This window comes from Actinophytocola algeriensis, from assembly GCF_014203735.1.
GTDB classification, from domain to species: Bacteria; Actinomycetota; Actinomycetes; order Mycobacteriales; family Pseudonocardiaceae; genus Actinophytocola; species Actinophytocola algeriensis.
On sequence record NZ_JACHJQ010000001.1, the window covers coordinates 1,176,941 to 1,196,423 of the forward strand.

At 70.5% G+C, this 19,483-nt stretch carries 22 protein-coding genes and 1 pseudogene; 12 read left to right on the top strand and 11 right to left on the bottom strand.

The genetic code is table 11. The features are described 5' to 3' along the window. The first annotated feature begins 9 nt into the window (after nucleotides 1–9). The gene (locus tag FHR82_RS05585) at nucleotides 10–1,227 is read left to right on the top strand and encodes an MFS transporter (protein WP_184809100.1); all 1,218 of its coding nucleotides are present in this window, start codon (nucleotides 10–12) and stop codon (nucleotides 1,225–1,227) included. A 69-nt stretch (nucleotides 1,228–1,296) separates the two neighbouring features. Here FHR82_RS05585 and FHR82_RS05590 read toward each other — a convergent pair whose 3' ends face one another. Next, entirely contained in the window at nucleotides 1,297–1,488 is a 192-nt protein-coding gene (locus FHR82_RS05590; RefSeq protein WP_184809101.1) for a DUF7455 domain-containing protein, read from the bottom strand. Between the two features lie 270 nt (nucleotides 1,489–1,758). Here FHR82_RS05590 and FHR82_RS05595 point away from each other — a divergent pair. Next, a pseudogene (locus FHR82_RS05595) lies at nucleotides 1,759–2,572 on the top strand (EamA family transporter). 6 nt (nucleotides 2,573–2,578) lie between these two features. Here the strand turns inward: FHR82_RS05595 and FHR82_RS05600 are convergent. Beyond that, nucleotides 2,579–2,980, bottom strand: a complete 402-nt coding sequence (locus FHR82_RS05600) for a winged helix-turn-helix transcriptional regulator (RefSeq protein WP_184809102.1) — start codon at nucleotides 2,978–2,980, stop codon at nucleotides 2,579–2,581. Between the two features lie 102 nt (nucleotides 2,981–3,082). Between FHR82_RS05600 and FHR82_RS05605 the strand changes: the two genes are divergently transcribed. Further along, complete coding sequence (locus tag FHR82_RS05605) at nucleotides 3,083–3,997, top strand: NADP-dependent oxidoreductase (RefSeq protein WP_184809103.1); 915 nt, start codon at nucleotides 3,083–3,085, stop codon at nucleotides 3,995–3,997. A 43-nt stretch (nucleotides 3,998–4,040) separates the two neighbouring features. On the opposite strand, the gene FHR82_RS05610 is transcribed toward FHR82_RS05605, so the two are convergent. The 3 genes from FHR82_RS05610 to ppgK all read right to left on the bottom strand — a co-directional run bounded on the left by FHR82_RS05610 (nucleotide 4,041) and on the right by ppgK (nucleotide 7,082). Further along, nucleotides 4,041–4,616, bottom strand: a complete 576-nt coding sequence (locus FHR82_RS05610) for a DinB family protein (protein WP_184809104.1) — start codon at nucleotides 4,614–4,616, stop codon at nucleotides 4,041–4,043. An 82-nt stretch (nucleotides 4,617–4,698) separates the two neighbouring features. Continuing rightward, the gene (locus tag FHR82_RS05615; protein WP_311770887.1) at nucleotides 4,699–6,069 is read right to left on the bottom strand and encodes an RNA polymerase sigma factor; all 1,371 of its coding nucleotides are present in this window, start codon (nucleotides 6,067–6,069) and stop codon (nucleotides 4,699–4,701) included. 251 nt (nucleotides 6,070–6,320) lie between these two features. After that, a complete protein-coding gene (gene ppgK / locus FHR82_RS05620; RefSeq protein WP_184809106.1) occupies nucleotides 6,321–7,082 on the bottom strand; it encodes a polyphosphate--glucose phosphotransferase in 762 nt (253 codons plus the stop codon). A 74-nt stretch (nucleotides 7,083–7,156) separates the two neighbouring features. On the opposite strand from ppgK, the gene FHR82_RS05625 reads away from it, so the two are divergent. Further along, complete coding sequence (locus FHR82_RS05625; protein ID WP_311770888.1) at nucleotides 7,157–7,963, top strand: inositol monophosphatase family protein; 807 nt, start codon at nucleotides 7,157–7,159, stop codon at nucleotides 7,961–7,963. Nucleotides 7,964–8,021: 58 nt separating this feature from the next. Here the strand turns inward: FHR82_RS05625 and cei are convergent, their stop codons facing one another. After that, on the bottom strand, nucleotides 8,022–8,714 hold the full coding sequence (gene cei, locus FHR82_RS05630; protein ID WP_311770889.1) for an envelope integrity protein Cei: 693 nt from the start codon (nucleotides 8,712–8,714) through the stop codon (nucleotides 8,022–8,024). A gap of 446 nt (nucleotides 8,715–9,160) precedes the next feature. Between cei and FHR82_RS05635 the strand changes: the two genes are divergently transcribed. Next, nucleotides 9,161–9,469: a DUF4193 domain-containing protein gene (locus FHR82_RS05635; protein WP_184809107.1), complete on the top strand. Its 309-nt coding sequence runs from the start codon at nucleotides 9,161–9,163 to the stop codon at nucleotides 9,467–9,469. A gap of 79 nt (nucleotides 9,470–9,548) precedes the next feature. On the opposite strand, the gene FHR82_RS05640 is transcribed toward FHR82_RS05635, so the two are convergent. Next, a complete protein-coding gene (locus FHR82_RS05640; RefSeq protein ID WP_311770890.1) occupies nucleotides 9,549–10,028 on the bottom strand; it encodes a DUF3093 domain-containing protein in 480 nt (159 codons plus the stop codon). A gap of 24 nt (nucleotides 10,029–10,052) precedes the next feature. Between FHR82_RS05640 and dut the strand changes: the two genes are divergently transcribed. Both dut and FHR82_RS05650 read left to right on the top strand, forming a co-directional pair. Further along, nucleotides 10,053–10,508, top strand: coding sequence for a dUTP diphosphatase (gene dut / locus FHR82_RS05645; RefSeq protein WP_184809108.1), 456 nt, complete (start codon nucleotides 10,053–10,055; stop codon nucleotides 10,506–10,508). A 73-nt stretch (nucleotides 10,509–10,581) separates the two neighbouring features. Beyond that, entirely contained in the window at nucleotides 10,582–11,238 is a 657-nt protein-coding gene (locus tag FHR82_RS05650) for a DUF3710 domain-containing protein (protein WP_184809109.1), read from the top strand. Here FHR82_RS05650 and FHR82_RS05655 read toward each other — a convergent pair. After that, nucleotides 11,235–11,951 carry an alpha/beta fold hydrolase gene (locus FHR82_RS05655; protein ID WP_311770891.1) on the bottom strand — a complete coding sequence of 239 codons (717 nt, stop codon included), beginning with the start codon at nucleotides 11,949–11,951 and terminating at the stop codon, nucleotides 11,235–11,237. The two genes, FHR82_RS05650 and FHR82_RS05655, sit on opposite strands and share 4 nt — an antisense overlap. 96 nt (nucleotides 11,952–12,047) lie before the next feature. Here FHR82_RS05655 and FHR82_RS05660 point away from each other — a divergent pair, with 96 nt between their 5' ends. Further along, a complete protein-coding gene (locus FHR82_RS05660) occupies nucleotides 12,048–12,422 on the top strand; it encodes an OB-fold nucleic acid binding domain-containing protein (RefSeq protein WP_184809110.1) in 375 nt (124 codons plus the stop codon). Continuing rightward, nucleotides 12,419–13,174: a DUF3159 domain-containing protein gene (locus FHR82_RS05665; protein ID WP_184809111.1), complete on the top strand. Its 756-nt coding sequence runs from the start codon at nucleotides 12,419–12,421 to the stop codon at nucleotides 13,172–13,174. The genes FHR82_RS05660 and FHR82_RS05665 overlap by 4 nt, the downstream gene beginning before the upstream one ends. Before the next feature lie 7 nt (nucleotides 13,175–13,181). Here the strand turns inward: FHR82_RS05665 and FHR82_RS05670 are convergent, their stop codons facing one another. Then, nucleotides 13,182–13,802 carry a MerR family transcriptional regulator gene (locus FHR82_RS05670; protein ID WP_184809112.1) on the bottom strand — a complete coding sequence of 207 codons (621 nt, stop codon included), beginning with the start codon at nucleotides 13,800–13,802 and terminating at the stop codon, nucleotides 13,182–13,184. Between the two features lie 70 nt (nucleotides 13,803–13,872). Here FHR82_RS05670 and FHR82_RS05675 point away from each other — a divergent pair, with 70 nt between their 5' ends. Together FHR82_RS05675 and FHR82_RS05680 are read left to right on the top strand one after the other, a co-directional pair. After that, on the top strand, nucleotides 13,873–14,784 hold the full coding sequence (locus FHR82_RS05675) for an SDR family NAD(P)-dependent oxidoreductase (RefSeq protein WP_184809113.1): 912 nt from the start codon (nucleotides 13,873–13,875) through the stop codon (nucleotides 14,782–14,784). Between the two features lie 159 nt (nucleotides 14,785–14,943). Further along, a complete protein-coding gene (locus FHR82_RS05680; protein WP_184809114.1) occupies nucleotides 14,944–15,888 on the top strand; it encodes a hypothetical protein in 945 nt (314 codons plus the stop codon). 150 nt (nucleotides 15,889–16,038) lie between these two features. Here FHR82_RS05680 and FHR82_RS05685 read toward each other — a convergent pair whose 3' ends face one another. Continuing rightward, nucleotides 16,039–16,695: a potassium channel family protein gene (locus tag FHR82_RS05685; RefSeq protein WP_184809115.1), complete on the bottom strand. Its 657-nt coding sequence runs from the start codon at nucleotides 16,693–16,695 to the stop codon at nucleotides 16,039–16,041. Next, the gene (locus tag FHR82_RS05690; RefSeq protein WP_184809116.1) at nucleotides 16,695–17,360 is read right to left on the bottom strand and encodes a potassium channel family protein; all 666 of its coding nucleotides are present in this window, start codon (nucleotides 17,358–17,360) and stop codon (nucleotides 16,695–16,697) included. Before FHR82_RS05690 ends, FHR82_RS05685 begins: the two co-directional genes overlap by 1 nt. Nucleotides 17,361–17,464: 104 nt before the next feature. On the opposite strand from FHR82_RS05690, the gene FHR82_RS05695 reads away from it, so the two are divergent. Continuing rightward, a complete protein-coding gene (locus tag FHR82_RS05695) occupies nucleotides 17,465–19,483 on the top strand; it encodes an APC family permease (RefSeq protein ID WP_184809117.1) in 2,019 nt (672 codons plus the stop codon).

Genomic DNA, 19,483 nt, shown 5'->3' on the forward strand with positions numbered 1-19,483 from the left:
GGCGGTGACATGGCGCTGAGGCACGCCTTCGTCGACCTCGGTCCGCTGCGCGCGGTCCCCGTGTACCGGCGGCTGTGGTTCGGTCAGACGGCGTCCGGGTTCGGCAGCCAGATGACGCTCATCGCCGTGCTGTTCCAGGTGTGGGAGGCCACCGGCAGCGTGGTCTGGACCGGCGCGGTCGGCATGGCGCAGGCACTGCCGCTGATGGTGTTCGGCCTGTTCGCCGGCTCGCTCGTGGACCGGCACGACCGGCGGCGGCTGTACCTGGTCGCCATGAGCGGGCAGGCGTTCTGCTCCGTCCTGCTCGCCCTGCAGGCGTTCTTCCTGCACCTGCCGGTGCTGGGACTGCTGGGCATCGTGGCGCTGCAGGGCTGCTTCAGCGCCACCGGGGCGCCGGCGGCGCGGACCTTCCTGCCGCGCCTGCTCGCGCCGGAACAGCTGGCCGCCGGGCTCGCGCTGACCCGCATCGGGTTTCAGGGCGCGATGCTGGCCGGGCCCGCGCTCGGCGGGCTGATCCTGGGCACGTGGGGTGTCGGCGCCTGCTTCACCGTCGACGCGGTGACCTTCTGCGCCGCGCTGTGGGGTGCGGTCGGCCTGCCCGCGACGACCCCGTCGGGCGGCAGGCCCGGGGTGCGTGGCGTGCTGGACGGGCTCGCGTTCCTGGTCCGCGCGCCGATGGTCCGTGGTGCGCTGCTGACCGACGTCGCCGCGACCGTGCTGTCCATGCCGATCAGCCTGTTCCCGCTGATCAACGCGGAGCGGTTCGGCAACGACCCGCGCACGCTCGGGCTCTTCCTGTCCGCGATCGCCGTCGGCGGGGTGATCGCGTCGGTGCTGTCCGGCGTGTTCACCCGGCGAGCACGGCAGGGCGTGGTGATGCTGGTCGGCGCGACCGCGTGGGGCGTCGCACTGGCCGCGTTCGCGCTCGTGCCGGACCCGTGGCTCGGGCTGGCGTGCCTCGTGGTCGCGGGCGGCGCCGACACGGTGTCGGTGGTCGCACGGAGCACGATCATCCAGCTCAACACGCCGGACGCGATGCTGGGGCGGGTGAGCGCGGCGGAGCAGATCGTCGGCCAGGGCGGGCCGGAGGTCGGCAACCTGCGTGGCGGGCTGGTGGCCGCCGCCACCTCCGGCACGGTCGCGCTCGTCAGCGGCGGCATGGCGTGTGTGGCGATCGTCACGCTCATCGGCGCGGTCACGCCACGCTTGCGCAACTTCCGGGTATAGCCGAGGCGGGACCCGTGGTCCGGATCCCGCCTCGAGGAAGTCGCTGTTCGGTTGTGGATCGCGCCCCGATCAGGCCGGCTGCTGGCCCTGCTGCAGGTCCGCTTCCAGCTCCTTCAGGCGCTCCTGGTGCTTCCGGGCGTGGTGACCGCAGAAGAGGAGCTCGCCGCCGGAGGGAAGAATGGCCCGTACCTGCGCGGCGGCGCCGCAGCGGTCGCAGCGGTCAGCAGCGGTCAGGTCGGGGCGGGTGAGCGTCGTGTTCATGGAAATCTCCCTCCGTCCCGGCATCCGGTGGCCCGGTGCCGTGTTCGGCTGCGACCACTGCTGGCGCGGTGTCGCTGCCTCTACTCTCTCAGACGTTTTCGTCCCCGTCAGTGTTCCCGCACCGAATGAGAGATCACTCGACACACGATTTAACCCGGTTGTCGTATCCGGTGTTCCGCATCGCAGGATCGGCTGGTGAGTCGTGTCGGCCGTGTGCTATGAGCGGAGCGCACCCCAGCGCCGTCACTCTTCGTGACCGGCGCCGTGGCGATGTACCTCGGCGCGGCGGTCGCCGTCTGGCTCTTCGACGTGGTGAGTCCGGCGGGTGTCGCGTGGCTGCGGTCGCTCGGCGCCGCGGTTGTCCTCGTGGCGGGGCGACGGCCGGGACGTGCCGCCTGGCGTGGGAAAGCCTTCTGGCTGGCGACTCTGTTCGGAGTGGTCACCGCCGTCATGAACGTGGCGTTCCACGAAGCGCTGCACCGCTTGCCGCTCGGCACGGCGGTCGCTCTCGCGTTCGTCGGCCCGGTTCTCGTGGCCGCGTTCGGATCACGCTCCGTGCGCGATTTCGGCGCGTTGTTGCTCGTCGTGTTCGGCGTCGTGCTCATCGCGGACGTCCGGTGGGGTGGAAGCACGCTAGGAGTCCTGTTCGCTCTCAGCGCAGCGATGCTCTGGGCTATCTACATCGTGCTCGGTAAACGTGTCGCATGTCTCGGTCTCGGTGTGGACGGTCTCGCGGTGGGGTTCGCGGTCACGACGGTGCTTTTGTCTCCTTTGGCCGTCACCACCGGTCCGGTGTGGACCCCACCACGTCCGCTGCTGCTCGGCATCGGGGTCGGGGTGCTGTCCACAGTGGTCCCGTACGTCCTCGACCAGGTCGTTCTCCGGCGTACCGGGCAGGCTTCGTTCGCCCCGCCCACCTCCCCGTCCCCCTCCACTGGCGCTACTCCCGGTGACCGCGACGGTGATCGGGCTGCTCGTGCTGCGCCAGGTGCCGAGTTTGCCGGAGGCGCTGGGCATCCTGGCGGTGGTCCTGGGTCTCACGATGCGGACGCGCGAGCGCCAGCCGGGTACAGCGCCCCTCTAGCCGCGCTCAACCCTGTTGCGAGTCGTACTCCGCCCGGGCCGACTCGACTTCCTCGATGTGCGCCTCCGCCCAGACCTTGATCGACCGCATCACCGGCAGCAAGGTGCGGCCCAGCGGCGTGAGGTCGTAGTCGACGCGGACCGGCACCGCGGGCGTGACCGTCCGGACGACCAGCCCGTCGCGTTCGAGCGACCGCAGCGTCTGCGTGAGCATCTTCTGGCTCACCCCCGCGATGGCGCGGGCGATGTCGTTGTACCGGCGCGGGCCATCGGCGAGCGCGACGAGCACGAGGCTCACCCACTTGTCGCTGATCCGGTCGAGCAGCTTGCGGGTCGGGCACGCGGCGAGGAACGCGTCGTACGCCTCGCGTGCCTCCTCGCGCCGCGTGGCGGCCGTCTTCGTCGGCATGACACACCTCCGGGGCGGTAACGCACTTCCAGGTACCTACTTACCAATGGAGAGTACCGCTCCTACGGTTCGTGCCACAGGCAGGAACACGAGGAGGGTGTCATGCGAGCAGTGATCGTCCGGTCCTTCGGCGGGCCGGAGGTGCTGGAGGTGGCCGAGGTGCCGGTGCCCGCGCCGGGCACGGGCCAGGTGCGGATCCGGGTCGAGGCGGCCGGGGTGAACCTGGTCGACGTGGCGACCCGTGCGGGCGGGCTGGCCGGGGCCGGGCTCATGACCGGGGCACTGCCGGTCGGCCTCGGCTGGGACGCGGCCGGGGTGGTCGACGCGGTGGGGCCGGGTGTCGACGGGTTCGCGGTGGGGGACCGGGTCGCCGGGCTCTCGGACCGGCTCGAGGTGCCGTCGGCGGGTCAGGCGGAGTTCGTGGTGCTGGACGCGACCGCGGTCGCACGGTGCGACCTGGACCCGGTCGAGGCGGCGACGTTGCCGCTCAACGTGCTGACGGCGGCGCAGGCCCTGGACCTGCTGGACCTGAAGGAAGGCCACACGGTGCTGGTGACCGGTGCGGCGGGCGCGGTCGGCGGGTTCGCCGTGGAGCTGGCGGCGGCGCGTGGACTGCGGGTGGTGGCGCTCGCGGGTGACGGGGACGAGGAGCTGGTGCGGAAACTGGGCGCCTCGGTGTGGGTGCCGCGGTCGGCGCCGCCCGCGGAGTCGGTGCGGCAGGCCGTTCCGGGTGGGGTGGACGGCGTGCTGGACGCGGCCGTGCTCGGGCTGCCCGCACTGGACGCGCTCCGCGGCGGCGGTGCGTTCGCGTCGGTCATCGCGGGCGCCATGCCGCCCGCGCTGCGCGGCGCCCGCGTGGCGAACGTGTGGGTCCGCGCCGACGGCGCCCGGCTTGCGAGGTTGATCCCGGCGGTCACACCGAGGGTGGCAGGCACGCTCCCCTTGGCGGAGGTGGCCGAAGCCCACCGCCGCCTGGAGAAGGGCGGCCTGCGGGGCCGTCTGGTCCTCATCCCTTGAACCGAGGGCCCGGGAGACGCACACGAATCTCCCGGGAGGCGGTTCAGATGGTTACCTTGCGGCGCCACGGTTCCAGCCACGGGGACGCAGGCCAGTCCTCCGCGGCGGCCAGCAGCTCCAGGGCGCTCGCGCCGTCGAGGGACTCGCGGATGATGTCCGCGTGGCCCGCGTGCCGGGCGGTCTCCTCGATGAGGTGCAGCAGCACCCACCGCACGGACCAGGCTTCGATGTCCTTCGGGAACCACGGGTCGTCCGGGACGGGGACCGGGTGGCCGAGGTCGTCGATCCCGGCGACGGCGGCCTCCGTCTCGGCGGCCGCGCGGTCGTAGTCGGTGAGCAGGTGCTCGAGCGTGTCGGACTCGGTGAGCTGGAACTCCTGCCCGTAGTTCGCCGACGTGGTCGGGTCGGGGCCGCCGGTCATCCGCGCGGCCCAGCCGCGTTCGGTGTACGCCGTGTGCTTGAGCAGCCCGCCGATGGTCAGCGCGCTCACGCTCGGGGTGGCGCGCAGCTCGTCGAACGTGAGGCCGTGGGCGGCGTGCTTGAGCACCCGCCGTTGCTGGGCGAGGAACCCGAGCAACCCGGTCCGTTCGTCGGGCACCGGGGGAACGTTCGCGTCCAACCGACATACCTCCGCGGATAGCAGCATCCCCGCCGCCCTGGTGGGCGGCGGGGATGCATTGAAGCACGTCAGCGACGCGGCATCACTCGAGATAGTCGCGCAGCACCTGCGAGCGCGACGGGTGACGCAGCTTCGACATGGTCTTCGACTCGATCTGGCGGATGCGCTCGCGCGTCACGCCGTAGACCTGGCCGATCTCGTCGAGCGTGCGGGGCTGGCCGTCGGTGAGGCCGAACCGCAGCCGCACCACGCCCGCCTCGCGCTCGGACAGCGTCGCCAGCACCGACTGGAGCTGGTCCTGCAGCAGCGTGAAGGACACCGCGTCGACCGCGACGACCGCCTCGGAGTCCTCGATGAAGTCACCGAGCTGGCTGTCGCCCTCGTCGCCGATGGTCTGGTCGAGCGAAATGGGCTCCCGGGCGTACTGCTGGATCTCCAGCACCTTCTCCGGGGTGATGTCCATTTCCTTGGCAAGCTCTTCTGGCGTTGGCTCTCGACCCAGGTCCTGGAGGAGCTCACGCTGTATACGACCGAGCTTGTTGATGACCTCGACCATGTGCACCGGGATACGGATGGTGCGGGCCTGGTCGGCCATGGCGCGGGTGATCGCCTGGCGGATCCACCACGTGGCGTACGTGGAGAACTTGTAGCCCTTCGTGTAGTCGAACTTCTCGACCGCACGGATCAGGCCCAGGTTGCCCTCCTGGATCAGGTCCAGGAACGCCATGCCACGGCCGGTGTAGCGCTTGGCCAGCGACACCACGAGGCGGAGGTTCGCCTCGAGCAGGTGGTTCTTGGCGCGCTCACCGTCGCGGACGATCCACCGCAGGTCACGGCGCATCTGCGGGGCGAGCTTCTCCGAGGACTCCTCCTCGGCCTTGCGCACCCGCTCCGCCGCGTAGAGGCCGGCCTCGATCCGCTTGGCGAGCTCGACCTCCTCCTCGGCGTTGAGCAGCGCCACCTTGCCGATCTGCTTCAGGTAGGCACGGACCGAGTCGGCGGAGGCGGTGAGCTCGGCGTCCTTGCGGGCCTGCCGCAGCGCCTCCGACTCCTCTTCGTCCCAGACGAAGTCGCCGTCCTTGCTCTTCTCGGGCGGGTCCTTCTCCTCGACGTCCTCCGCGACCGCCGCTTCGACCACGTCGGTCTCGATCTCGACGTCCTCGAGATCCTCGAGGTCGGGGGAGTCGAGGTCGGGCTCCTCGCCGTCACCCGGCTCGCCGTCGGCCGAGGCACCGGCCTTCTTGGTCGCGTCGGCCTTGGTCTTCTTGGGGCCGGCGGACTTGGCCGCCGTCTTGCGGGGCGCACGCGGCTTCGCGGCGCCGGCCGTCTTCTTCGTCGCGGTACTCAAGCTCGGCTTCTCGGTCGACTCGTCGGTGTCCGGCTGGGCGTTGGCCGACTTGGCCGCGCCCGCCGAAGCGGTGGAGCGTCGGGTTGCGGTTCGTGCGGCTGCCACGTACGCCCTTTCGCTGCTCATCACGGGCAACGCCAGACATCTTGGATGCCTGACCTGCCGGAGTTCGGGGAAAGCCCGGGGGCCTCGGCCACGGGCACTGTTCCATTGTAACGACGAACACCGCGTCGCGGGTGCGGACCCGCGACGCGATCCGTGCACCGGTGCCCCGTCCAGGTCGAGTGGCCGGTTATCCGTGGATCCTGGGTCGCGGACAACCGTGCCCGCTCCGCTTGGACGGGGCACCGGCTGAGCTAGCCGTCGTGGCCGACCTTCATGGCCCGCGCGGCGCCCACGATGCCCGCGTCGTTGCGCAGCTCCGCGGCGACGACCTTGGTGCGCACGTCGAGCAGCGGCAGCCACTTGTCGGCCTTCTTGCTGACCCCGCCACCGGCGATGATCAGGTCCGGCCAGATGAGGTCCTCGAGGCTGCGGATGTAGCGGGCGACCCGGGTGGCCCACTCGGCCCACGACAGGTCGTTCTCCTCCTTGACCGACGCGGCCGCGCGGGTCTCCGCGTCGTGGCCGTCGACCTCGAGGTGGCCGAACTCGGTGTTCGGGACGAGCTTGCCGTCGCGGAACAGCGCGCTGCCGATGCCGGTGCCGAACGTCAGCAGCACCACGACGCCCTTCTGGTCGTCCGGCCAGCCGTAGGAAATCTCCGCGACACCCGCGGCGTCGGCGTCGTTCAGGACCACGACGTCGCCGTGCTCCCGCTTGAGCCGCTCCGCGAACAGGCTCTGCGCGTCGGTGCCGAGCCACGACTTGTCGATGTTCGCGGCCGTGTGCGCGATGCCGTGCTTGATCACCGCGGGCAGGGTCACCCCGAGGGGGCCGGTCCAGGCGAACTCGTCGACGATCTGCTTGACGACGTCCGCGACGGCGTCCGGCTTGGACGGGTCGGGGGTGGGGATCCGCAGCCGCTCGCCGACGAGCTTGCCCGCGTCGAGATCGACCACGCCTCCCTTGATGCCCGAACCACCGATGTCCACGCCGAAGCCGAGGGTTGCAGCCATCCCCGCGCGTCCCTTCGTACTCGATTCAGTACCGCTTTCCCCGGAGGTTAGCCGGATGTGGTCCGATAGGTCTCGTGGGTGCCCTGGATGAACTGCTCGCCGTTGCCGTATCGGTAGCTCGGGAGGCGGCGGAGCTGGCGCAGCGCTCCCGGCCGTCGGCCATCACGGAGGTCGACACGAAGTCGTCGAAGACCGACGTCGTGACCGCCGCCGACGTGGCCGTGGAGCAGCTGGTCCGGGCCCGGTTGTCCGAGCTGCGCCCCGGCGAGCCGGTGTTCGGCGAGGAGACCGGCGGCGCGGCGGGGGCACCCGGCCAGGTGTGCTGGGTGGTCGACCCGATCGACGGCACGGTCAACTACCTCTACGGCTACCCGTCGTACGCGGTGTCGCTCGCCGCGCAGGTCGACGGCGTGTCGGTGGCGGCGGTGGTGCTGGAGCCCCTGTCGGGCCGCGAGTGGACCGCGGTGCGTGGCGGCGGCTCGTGGTGCGACGGCGTGCGGCTGGGTGTGTCGGACGCCACGCGGCTGGACCTGTCGCTGGTGGCGACGGGGTTCGCGTACCGGGTGGAACGCCGCGAACGGCAGGCGGCCGGCGTGGCGCGGCTGTTGCCGAAGGTGCGGGACATCCGGCGTGCCGGTGCGGCGTCGCTGGACCTGTGCGCGGTGGCCGCCGGGTGGGTGGACGCCTACTTCGAGCACGGCCTGTCGCGCTGGGACTGGGCAGGTGGCGCGCTGATCGCCGAGGAGGCCGGTGCGGTGGTCCGCCTGCCGGACGCGGTGGACGCCGTCGGCCCGGACCTGACGTTCTGCGCGACTCCCGGGATCGCGGACCGGTTGCGGGACGTGCTCGAGGAAGTGGGCATGACCGAAAAGCTGCCCTGACGGGAGCGTGCGCCGGTGACACGCCGCGACTCGGTGAGTGGCGGCGTTCGGCCTGCCGCTAGCACTTCACGTTGCGGGCCGCCGCCAGGAGGGTGCTGTCCAGTTTCGGCTGCGCGGGGTCCGACTGGAGGCCGCCCTGCGTGGGCGGGTTCTGCTTCGCGAAGTCGTTCAGCTGCTCCAGCAGCGTGCGAGCCGCGCGGTTGGGGTGCAGGTCGTCGAACTTCTCGCCCAGTGCCACGTCGACCGTCGCGTCCTGGCGTTCGTCGCGGATCAGTTCCGCGCACGGCTCCAGCAGGCTGAGCGTGCGTGCGGCGGCGGTGCCCTGGGCGCCGAAGCGGATCTGGGCCCGGCAGGCCATCTTCTCGCCGTACAGGGCGTCGTTGGCCGGATCGCCGATCTGTGAGAAGCCCAGCCCGCGCAGTGTCTCGGTGACCAGGCGGGCCTGGCCGCGCTGACCGCTCGCGTTGATCACCCGCACGAGCGCCGACGACGGCGCGGCGGGCTCTGTCCGGTCCAGAGCCGTGTTCTCGAGGGCCTTGCCCGGTGTGGGCACGGGCTGACCGGCCGGTGCGGTCGCCTTGGGCGGCGGGTCGCAGTGCTGGGCACCGGTGACCTCGTTGTCCTCGTTCATGACCTTCAGCCACACGACCGTCGCCGCGACCCCGAGTACCAGGACCAGCAGCAACGCGGGCAAGGGCCGGCGCTTCCGGTAGCGCTGGCCCGGTCCCCGCATGACGTTCCCCGCCGCCACTTGTCCCCGCCCTCCTCGTGAGCCGAACTTCGTAGGTCCCCACCCCGTTGTTCGCTGCTGATCAGCCTAGGCGTTTCAGCTCCGTTCGGCGGCTTGAGGGCCACCCATGTCGACGTATCGTGTCGAGATCGAGCCCTTCGGGGTGAGCGACAGCACGTCGCACCCACACAGACGCACACCGTGACGAGAGGTTGCCCGGGACTCAGCACTCGGTCAAAGACACACCCGAACGGGTGACCTACTGGATAGGTCGCCGGGTATGGGCTACCCTCTGCCCGCTCCAGTGGTCGAACACGTGATGCGAATCGATTCCGACGGGTCCCGGGGTGGGCTCCGAAACACGGCGCGTCGTGCGAGATCTCCGTCACTTCATCTGGCGGGCACAAATTGGGGCGCCTGAACGTTGACCAGCGCGCGAACACATCCTGAAGTGGGGGTGCACGAAGATGGCCACCGATTACGATGCGCCACGACGCAGCGAGGCCGACGATCTCGCGGAGGACTCGCTCGAGGAGCTCAAGGCACGTCGAAACGAGAACCAGTCCGGAGTCGTCGACGTCGACGAGTCGGATACCGCGGAGAGCTTCGAGCTTCCCGGTGCCGACCTGTCCAGCCTCTCTGGCGAAGACCTGACCGTCCGCGTCGTGCCGAAGCAGGCCGACGAGTTCACCTGCTCCAAGTGCTTCCTGGTGCATCACCGCAGCAGGCTCGCCGAGGAGATGAACGGTCAGCCGATCTGCCGCGACTGCGCCTGAGCGCGTAGGTACGGCAGGGCGACGGCAGAGCACAACAGAACAACGGAAGGGCCTGTCACCGGCGCGTGGTGGCGGGCCCCTAACCGTGCAGCAAGGAAGCCACCTTCTCCGGGTGGCGTGTGGAGAACACCCAGTAGGGCGTGGGGTCGTCCGGGTCGGTGACCCGTACCCGGACCACCGGGCCCACCCAGCCGCGGTGCAGTACGAACGCGCGCGGGTCCAGGTGGGGCCCGAGCACCTTGCGCTTGTCCTTGGCGTCGAACGCCTCGACCTCGCCGACGAACTCGAGCGGCAGGTGGGCCTCGCCGACGTACAGCTCACCGTCCTGGACGCGCACCGGCGCCCGGCCCGCCCGCCAGATCAGCAGTGCGGTGAGCGGCAGCAGCAGCACGTAGGGCAGCCACGAGCGCAACCCCGGGTACCCGAGGTGCACGGTCGCCGCCATCAGACCGGCGGCCGCCATCGGCAGGAGCCACGAGTACCAGGTGACGTAGAGCCGCTCGGTGTGCAGCGGTGTGGTCGGCGCTTTCTCGGCCGCACCGCGTGGTGAGTCGGTCACGGCTCCAGGGTAGTCTCGCCGCTCGTGCCCAGCGTGGAGGTCCTGCTCACCCGTCTCGACCCCGGTGTTCCCGTGCCGTCGTACGCGAACCAGGGCGATGCGGGCGCGGACCTCGTCACGACCGACGACGTCGTCATCGCGCCCGGTGAGCGCGCGACCGTCGGTACCGGCGTCGCGATCGCGCTGCCGGAGGGCCACGCCGCGTTCGTGCACCCGCGTTCCGGGCTCGCCGCACGCGTCGGGCTGAGCGTGGTGAACACGCCGGGCACGATCGACGCCGGCTACCGGGGCGAGATCAGGATCTGCCTGATCAACCACGACCTGCGGGAGCCGGTCGAGCTGCGCAGGGGGGACCGGATCGCCCAGCTGGTGGTACAGCGCGTCGAGCACGCGGTGTTCCGTGAGGTGGCCGATCTCGGTGACTCCGAGCGCGGTGCAGGCGGCTACGGGTCGACCGGCGGACATGCGGTGCTGACCTGAGCGGGACGCCGGGTACAGGCTCGCGAACGCCGAGCGGACCGAGGCGATCCAACACGGTGGAGGGCTGAAAGCGGTGGCACTGTTCGGACGACGCCGACGTCACGAGGAGGACGTCGACGAGTACGACGACAGGTACGACGAGCAGGACGAGGGCGGCGGCGACGACCTCGAGCCGGAGTTCGAGGGTGACCTGTTCGAGTACGCGGGTCCCCACGACGAGGCCGACGCCCCCGACGACGGCCTGAACCGCCTCGACCTCGGTTCCGTGCGCCTCCCGGTGCCCGACGGCGCCCAGCTGCAGGTCGAGATGGACCAGAACCGCGCGGTCCGCGCGGTGCACGTGGTCACGCCGGTCGGGCAGCTGACGGTGAACGCCTACGCGGCGCCCAAGTCGGGCGGCCTGTGGCGCGAGGTGTGCGGCGAGCTGGCCGAGCAGCTGCGCGGTGACGGCGCGAAGGTCCGCAGCTCGGCGGGTGAGTGGGGCCAGGAGCTGGTGGCGGCGCTCGGCGAGGTGTCGCTGCGGTTCATCGGCGTCGACGGCCCGCGCTGGATGCTGCGCGGTGTCGTCGCGGGCCCGCCGGACCTGGCCGACCAGAGCACGCACGCCCTGTACGACCTGGTCCGCGGCACGGTCGTGGTGCGCGGCACGCAGCCGATGCCGGTGCGCACGCCGCTGCCGATCGAGCTGCCACCGTCGATCGCACAGCACATCGAGGCGCAGCAGTCCTAGTGCCCGCCCGCGCGGAGCCACGCCAGCACTGCTGCCCGGCCGAGCGCCTCCGGGTCGACGCCCACGATGTCGAGCTTGGTGGTGCACATGGTCGCCCTCGGCAGGGCCGCCAGCCACTCCTCCGCGATCGCCGTCGGGTGGATGGGGTCGTCGGTGCAGGTCGCGATGCCGGCAGGCACGTCCAGCCTCGCCAGGTCCGCGAGTGCGGGCGCGGGACGGCCCGCCGCGGTGGCGAGGGAGTCGGCGAGTCCGTCGCCGTGCCCGCGCCACGACCGGGTCAGCTCGTCGGCGAGCCACCGCGGCACGCCGTCGGTGGCCACGGCGAGCGCGCCGTCGACACCGAGGGACCGCACCAGGTCCGAGGACGCCCGCGCGGACACCGCTCCCGGCGCGTCGCCGGGGTCGCCGTGCCAGCCGGGCAGGGCCAGCACGAGGCCCGCACACCGGTCCAGGTTCGCCAGTGCCCACTCGGCGGCCAGATGAGCGCCGAACGACACCCCGCCCGCGATGACGGGCCCCTCGGCCGCGGCCTCGTCGAGCGCCGCGAAACAGGCCTCCGCCAGCGAAGTCCCTGGCACCGGCCGCGGCGTGACCGCGCGGACGCACACCGCGGCGAACGGCACCTCGAACACCGACCGGACGAACACGTCGTCCGAACCGGTGCCGGGCAGGAGCACAGCGACCTCGGCAGATCCCGGTTCCGCAACATTCACGGGCCAGATCCTGCACCAGGCCCCGGTCCGGGTGGTTACGCTGGCTTCGTCCGGGCCGGAGTCGGGGCCGGCCCCAGCAACAACGGGAGCATCAACATGGGCACCGAGAAGGGCCCCTTTCGCCGCTTGGTCAAACGGCTGACGAGCGACGTCGAGGAGCTCGATGCCGACGACCTCTCGGAGAACGTCGAGGCGGTCGGCGCACGCAAGGCGGCCGACTGCCGGTCCGGTGAACAGGTCACGGTGTGCGGCCGCGTGCGCAGCGTCGAGCTGAGCCCGCGCGACGCGGTCGCGCGGCTCGAGGCGGAGCTGTTCGACGGAACCGAGGGCGTGACACTAGTCTGGCTCGGTCGTCGCCGGATCCCGGGCATCGAGCCGGGCCGCACGATCAAGGCACAGGGCCGCATCGCCATGCGAGACGGTCACAAGGTGCTCTACAACCCCTACTACGAGTTGCAGACGGCTACATGACAGAACCCGGCAAGACCACGACCCCCGACTCCGACTCCGACTCCGACACCGCGCCCGAGTCCGCCGAGGAGAAAGAGCAGACCCTCCTCGAGCAGATGGGCGGGATCAGCGGCCTGATCTACTCGTCGGTCCCCGTACTCGTGTTCGTGTTGCTGAACTCGTTGTTCGGGCTGACGATCGCGATCTGGGGCTCGCTCGGCAGCGCCGCGGCCATCACCGTGCTCCGGGTGGTGCGCAAGGAACCGCTGCAGCCCGCCATCTCCGGCTTCTTCGGGGTCGGCATCGCCGCGTTCATCGCCTACCGCACCGGCTCGGCCAAGGGCTTCTTCCTGTTCGGCATCTGGGCGAGCCTGGTGTACGGCAGCGTGTTCCTGGTGTCGATCCTCGTGCGGTACCCGCTCGTCGGCGTGATCTGGTCGTTCCTGAACGGCCACGGCATGGCGTGGCGGTCGGACCGCAAGGCCATGTTCGCCTACAACATGGCGACGCTGACCTGGGTGCTGGTGTTCGCGGCCCGGTTCATCGTGCAGCGCTGGCTGTACGACGAGGACCAGACCGGCTGGCTGGCCTTCGCCCGCCTCGCGATGGGCTACCCGCTCACCGCGATCGCGCTCGTGATCACCGTGTGGGCCGTGACCCGCGCCGGGCACCGCGTGAAGAAGATCGAGTCGGACGCCGAGGCCGAGGAACGCGAGATCGAGGAACGGCTGCGCGCCAAGTACTCCGGCAAACCGGAGCCGGAAGGCGCCTGACGCCCGGTCAGGTCATCTTCGCCGACGCGGCCGACTCCTGGGCCAGGCCGCGCAGCGCGTTCAGCAGTGCGCCGCCGAGCACGGTCATCATCACCACGTGCTCGGCCATGTGGTCGACGTCCCGGCCACCGAGCGTGTCGATCTCGGCCACGGCCAGCTTCTCCGCCGCGTCGGCGTAGTCGTCGAGCAGGCCGAGGACGTCCGGCTGCCCGAGGCGGGTGAAGTAGTCGAGCACTCCGGCGAGCGCGGCGCGGGCCGGGTTCGTCGGCCGCACGTGCCAGCCGCGCTGCTCGATGAGGTCGTTCGTGCGGGCCACCGACGACTCGCTCGGTTCGTCGGTGTGCGGCTGCCGCGCGGCCTGCACGGCGAAGTGGACCTTGCCGATCGACCCGAGCCTGCCGCGGCCCGGCTCGTGCATCAGCGCGAGCACGTCGCGGGCGGCGGCGATCGACAGGCCGCCGACCTCGGTCAGGGCCCTGACCAGCCGGACCCGGTGCACGTGCGCCTCGTCGTACCTCGCCTGGTTCGGGCTGGTCCGCTCGCCGTGCGGGACAAGCCCTTCACGCAGGTAGTACTTGATCGTCGGCACCGGCACGCCCGTGCGCCTGCTCAGCTCACCGATCCGCATGAGACTCCTCTCAGGTGGATAGTGCAAGTATCCAAAAGCGGGAATCGGCACTATCCAATCTGGAGTGATTATGAGCGAAAAACCCAGCAGGCGTGCGGTTCTGGGCGGCGCGGCGGCCGCCGGTCTCGCGGCACTGGCGGCACCAGCAGCCGCGAGTGCCGCACCCGCCGGCCGGGGCAGGGGCCGGTTCGCGGGCAAGGTCGTGGCGATCACCGGGGCCACCTCGGGCATCGGCAGGGAGACGGCACTGGCGTTCGCGGCGGAGGGCGCGAAGGTCGGCTTCTGCGGCAGGCGCGAGGACCTGGGCAGGCAGGTGGAGCGGGAGATCCGCCGTGCGGGCGGCGAGGCGAGCTACGTGCGCGCCGACGTCCGGGTGCCCGCACAGGTCAAGGCATTCGTGGACGGCGTGGCTGGCAGGTACGGCAGGCTGGACGTCGCGTTCGCCAACGCGGGCATCCACCTGGGCAAACCACTGCACGACACCACGGTCGAGGAGTGGGACGACGTCCACCTGACCAACACCCGCGGCGTGTTCCTCACGATCAAGTACGCGGCGCCGCACCTGCGGGAGGGCGGCGTGGTCGTGTGCACGGCGTCGGCACAGGCAGGCCACACCCGTCCGGGCCACGCGGCGTACTCGGCGAGCAAACGAGCCGTACAGGGCATCGTGCGGTCGGCGGCACTGGACTACGGCCCGAAGGGCATCCGCGTACTGGCCGTGGACCCGGGCACCACCGACACCCGCCTGGTCCGCCCCGACGGCATCCCGGACGAGGCGTGGGCACAGTTCAAACTGGCGTGGGGCCCGCTGAACGTGCACGGACTGCCGAGAATGGCCGAGGCGAAGGAGATCGCGACAGCCGTGGTCTCACTGTCGACACCGGACTTCAGCTATCTGACGGGCACGGAGATCCTGGTGGACGGCGGCATGAGCGCGGGCCGCCCGATGACCTTCCCACCCGGATTCGAACTGCCGGGCTGAGGTGTCGAGCGATGAAGGGGTCCTTTGTCGCGTTGGGTGTGATGAAGGGGTCCTTCATCAAGCTGGGTGTGATGAAGGGGTCCTTCGTCGCGCGGGAGTTGTCCACAGGTGGGCAGGGGCTGGTTCAGGTCTCCGGTGGTGCAGCCGATCGCTGGGAGTATGAAACGAGCCTTCAATCTGACCGAGCTGCGTCGGCACAGTCGGTCCGGTGTGATCACGATGGCCACACTCGAGCGGCTCGGGGTGTCGCCGCAGACGGCCTACCGGAGGTGCAAGCCCGGCGAGCTGTGGCAGCGACCATTGCCGGGAGTCTTCATACTCGGCAACGCACCACCTTCGCCGAGGCAACTCATCGAGGCGGCGCTTCTGTTCGCCGGCCCCGAGGCGCTACTCACCGGGGTAGCGGCGTGCCGGTGCCACGGACTGCGGTCCGCGTCCGATGAGACAACCGTGCATGTGCTCATCCCGCACGACCGCAACGTCAAGAGCTGTGACTACGTGATCGTCGAACGCACGACCCGATTTCCCGAACGAGTGCTGCGAGACGGTGTCCCGCTGGCACCGCTGCCGAGGGCGGTGCTCGATGCCTGCCGTCGGTTCCGTGCTTTCGATCCGTGTCGGGCGTTGCTCGCGGAGGCGGTGCAGCGCGGCCGGGTCACCGCGGGCGCGCTCGAACATGAGCTCGCGCACGGCAGCCAGCGTGGCACAGCGGTGCCGCGTTCGGTTCTACGCGATGTGCTGCGCGGTGCTCGGTCCGTGGCCGAGATCGACGGGATGCGGGTGTGGAAGCACACGGGTCTGCCACACCTGTCGTGGAACGTCGACCTGTTTGACGAGGGTGGCCGGCTCATCGCCCGACCTGACGGCTGGTGCGACGAGGTAGGACTGGCGTGGGAGATCGACTCGTACGAGTACCACTTCGGACGCGAAGGCTACGCGAGGACGCTGGAGCGCAACGCGCGATACGCGGCGGCGGGCATCCTGGTGGTCCAAACCCTGCCCAATCGGCTGCGTACCGAACCAGACGTTGTCGCTGCCGAGTTGCGGGCCGCATACCGCGCAGCGGCAGATCGTCCACGCCCGAACGTGCGCCCGGCCGCGTGACGAAGGGGCCCTTCGTCGCTGTGGCTGTGACGAAGGGGCCCTTCCTTACGGTGAACGCAACGAAGGACCCCTTCATCACGGTGAACGCGACGAAAGGGGTCCTTCATCAACGGGCGTCGCGGCCCATACCGGGCCTAGCCCATGCCGGGCCTAGTACCCCAGAGCTCGCCGGATCTCGTCCTCGACGTCCGCGGAAGCCACGAACAGCAACTCGTCACCGGGCTCGAGCGGATCGTCGGGCTGCGGCACGATCACACGTCCACCACGCAGAATGACCACCAACGCCGAGTCCCGGGGCAACTTGATGTCCCGCACGGGCCGCCCGGCGAGCGGGGTGTCCTCCGGCAGGGTCAGCTCGACCAGGTTGGCCTGGCCCTGCCGGAGCGTCAACAGCTGCACGAGATCACCGACGGTCACGGCCTCCTCGACCATCGCCGCCAGCATGCGCGGCGTGGACACCGCGACGTCGACACCCCAGGCCTCGGTGAACAGCCACTCGTTGGCCGGGTCGTTGACCCGCGCGACCACCCGCCGGACCGCGAACACGGTCTTGGCGAGCAGCGACACCACGAGGTTGACCTTGTCGTCACCGGTGGCGGCGATGACCACGTCACACAGCTGCAGCCCGGCGTCCTCGAGCGAGGACAGCTCACAGGCGTCGGCGAGCACCCACTCGGCCTGCTCGACGGTATGCGGCTCGTACTGGCCCTCCAGTCGCTCGATGAGCATCACCTGGTGCTCGTTCGCCACCAGCTCGGCGGCGATGGACCGGCCGACCGCACCCGCTCCAGCAATCGCGACCCGCATCAGGACGCCTCCTCGGGCGGCTGCGCCGCGGCGCTCGTGACGTCGCTGACCGTGCCGGACAGCGCCGCGACGTAGACCTGGTCGTCGTGCTGCACGACGGACTTCGGGGCAGGCAGCACCCCGGTGCCGAACCGCATGATGAACGACACCCGCGCACCGGTCGCGGCCTCCAGCTCGGCGACCGTGTGCCCGACCCAGCCCTCGTGGATGGGCAGCTGTACGACCGCGACCTTGCCGGTCGGATCGCGCCACGCCGACGCGACGCCGTCCGGCAGCAGCGTCCGCATCAGCCGGTCGGTCGTCCACGGCACGGTCGCGACCGTGGGGATGCCGAGCCGCTCGTACACCTCTGCCCGCTTGGCGTCGTAGATGCGGGCGACCACGTGCTCGACGCCGAACGTCTCGCGCGCCACTCGCGCGGAGATGATGTTCGAGTTGTCGCCGCTGGACACCGCGGCGAACGCACCCGCCCGTTCGATGCCCGCCTCGGTCAGCACCCGCCGGTCGAACCCACCGCCGACGACCTGCTGGCCGTGGAAGTCGATGCCCAGCCTGCGGAACGCCTGCGCGTCCTTGTCGATCACGGCGACCGTGTGGCCGAGCCGCTCGACCGCGGCGGCGAGCGACGAGCCGACGCGCCCGCAGCCCATGATCACCACGTGCACGAGCCGGCCTCCTCCATGTCAGCGGCGTACTCCTCGGATGTGTCAGCAAGAACCTACCGGTGGCTGCGCCATCCCGGTGACCGGACCGCTTACGCTGTCGTCCCGTGCCCAAGCTCGTGTCCGTGCTGAAGAGGTTGGTCGTCGGACGTCCGTTCCGCACCGACCGTCTCGCACACACACTCCTGCCGAAACGCATCGCGTTGCCGGTGTTCGCGTCCGACGCGATGTCCAGCGTCGCGTACGCGCCGGAGGAGATCCTCCTCACGCTGTCGGTCGCCGGGGTCTCGGCGTACATGTACAGCCCGTGGATCGCGTTGGTGGTCGTCGCGCTGATGGCCGCGGTGGTCGCCTCCTACCGCCAGAACGTGCACGCCTACCCGTCCGGCGGCGGTGACTACGAGGTCGCGACCGTCAACCACGGGCCGAGATGGGGACTGGTCGTGGCGAGCGCGCTGCTCGTCGACTACGTGCTGACGGTGTCGGTGTCGATCTCCTCCGCGGCCGCGAACATCGGCTCGGTCGTGCCGTTCGTGGCGACGCACAAGGTGGAGTTCGCGGTCGGCGCGATCGTGATCCTGACGGCGATCAACCTGCGCGGCATCCGCGAGTCCGGCTCGGTGTTCGCGATGCCGACCTACGCGTTCGTGATCGGCATCATCGCCATGGTGATCTGGGGCGCCACCCGGGTGTTCCTGCTCGGCGACGACATCCCCGCGGAGAGCGCGAACTTCGAGCTGGTCGAGGAGGGTGACCACCTGTCCGGCTTCGCGCTGGTCTTCCTGGTGCTGCGGGCGTTCTCGTCGGGTAGCGCGGCGCTGACCGGAGTCGAGGCCATCAGCAACGGCGTGCCCGCGTTCCGCAAGCCCAAGTCGAAGAACGCGGCGACGACGCTGCTGTTGATGGGCACCCTCGCGATCACCATGTTCCTCGGCCTGATCCTGCTGGCCACCGTGACCAGGGCGAAGCTCGCCGAGGACCCCGCGCACCAGCTGGTCAACGCCCCCGACGGCTACGAGCAGAAGACGCTGGTCGCGCAGCTCGCGAACGCCGTGTTCGGCGGCTTCGACCCGGCCGTCTGGTACGTCGTGTTCTTCACCGGCCTCATCCTGGTGCTGGCCGCGAACACCGCGTTCAACGGTTTCCCGGTGCTCGGCTCGATCCTCGCGCAGGACCGGTACCTGCCCCGCCAGCTGCACACGCGTGGTGACCGGCTCGCGTTCTCCAACGGCATCGTCGGTCTCGCCGCGTTCGCGATCGTGCTGGTCGTGGCGTTCGACGCCGAGGTGACGCGGCTGATCCAGCTGTACATCGTCGGGGTGTTCGTCTCGTTCGTGCTGAGCCAGAGCGGCATGATCCGCCACTGGAACAGACTCCTGCGCACGGAGGAGGACGAGGCGGCACGCAAGCGGATGCGCCGGTCGCAGACCATCAACGGGATCGGTCTCGCCATGACCGCGACCGTGCTGGTGATCGTGCTGATCACGAAGTTCACGCACGGCGCGTGGATCGCGATCGCCGCGATGGCCGCCATCTACCTCGTGATGACCGCGATCCGCCGCCACTACGACCGGGTCGCCGCCGAGCTGCGCGAGGCCGAGCTGACTCGGGACGCGACCGTGCTCCCGTCCCGCAACCACGCGATCGTGCTGGTGTCGAAGCTGCACCTGCCGACCCGCCGCGCGCTCGCGTACGCCCGCGCGACCCGCCCGGACGTGCTGGAGGCGGTGACGGTCAACGTCGACGAGGCCGACACGCGTGCGCTGGTGGCGCAGTGGGAGCAGGAGGACTTCTCCGTGCCGCTGAAGGTGGTCGAGTCGCCGTACCGCGAGATCACCAAGCCGGTGCTGGAGTACGTGAAGCGCATCCGCACCGCCAACCCCCGCGACGTCGTGACCGTGTACATCCCCGAGTACGTGGTGGGCCGGTGGTGGGAGCAGTTCCTGCACAACCAGAGCGCGCTGCGGCTCAAGGGCAGGCTGCTGTTCCAGCCGGGCGTGATGGTGACGAGCGTGCCATGGCAGCTGGCGTCGTCGCTGCGCCGTAAGGAGCGGTTGCGCGACCGCCAGGAGGTGCCGCCGGGTGCCGTGCGGCGTGGGCTCTCGGAGAAGAAGGATCGCCAGTGA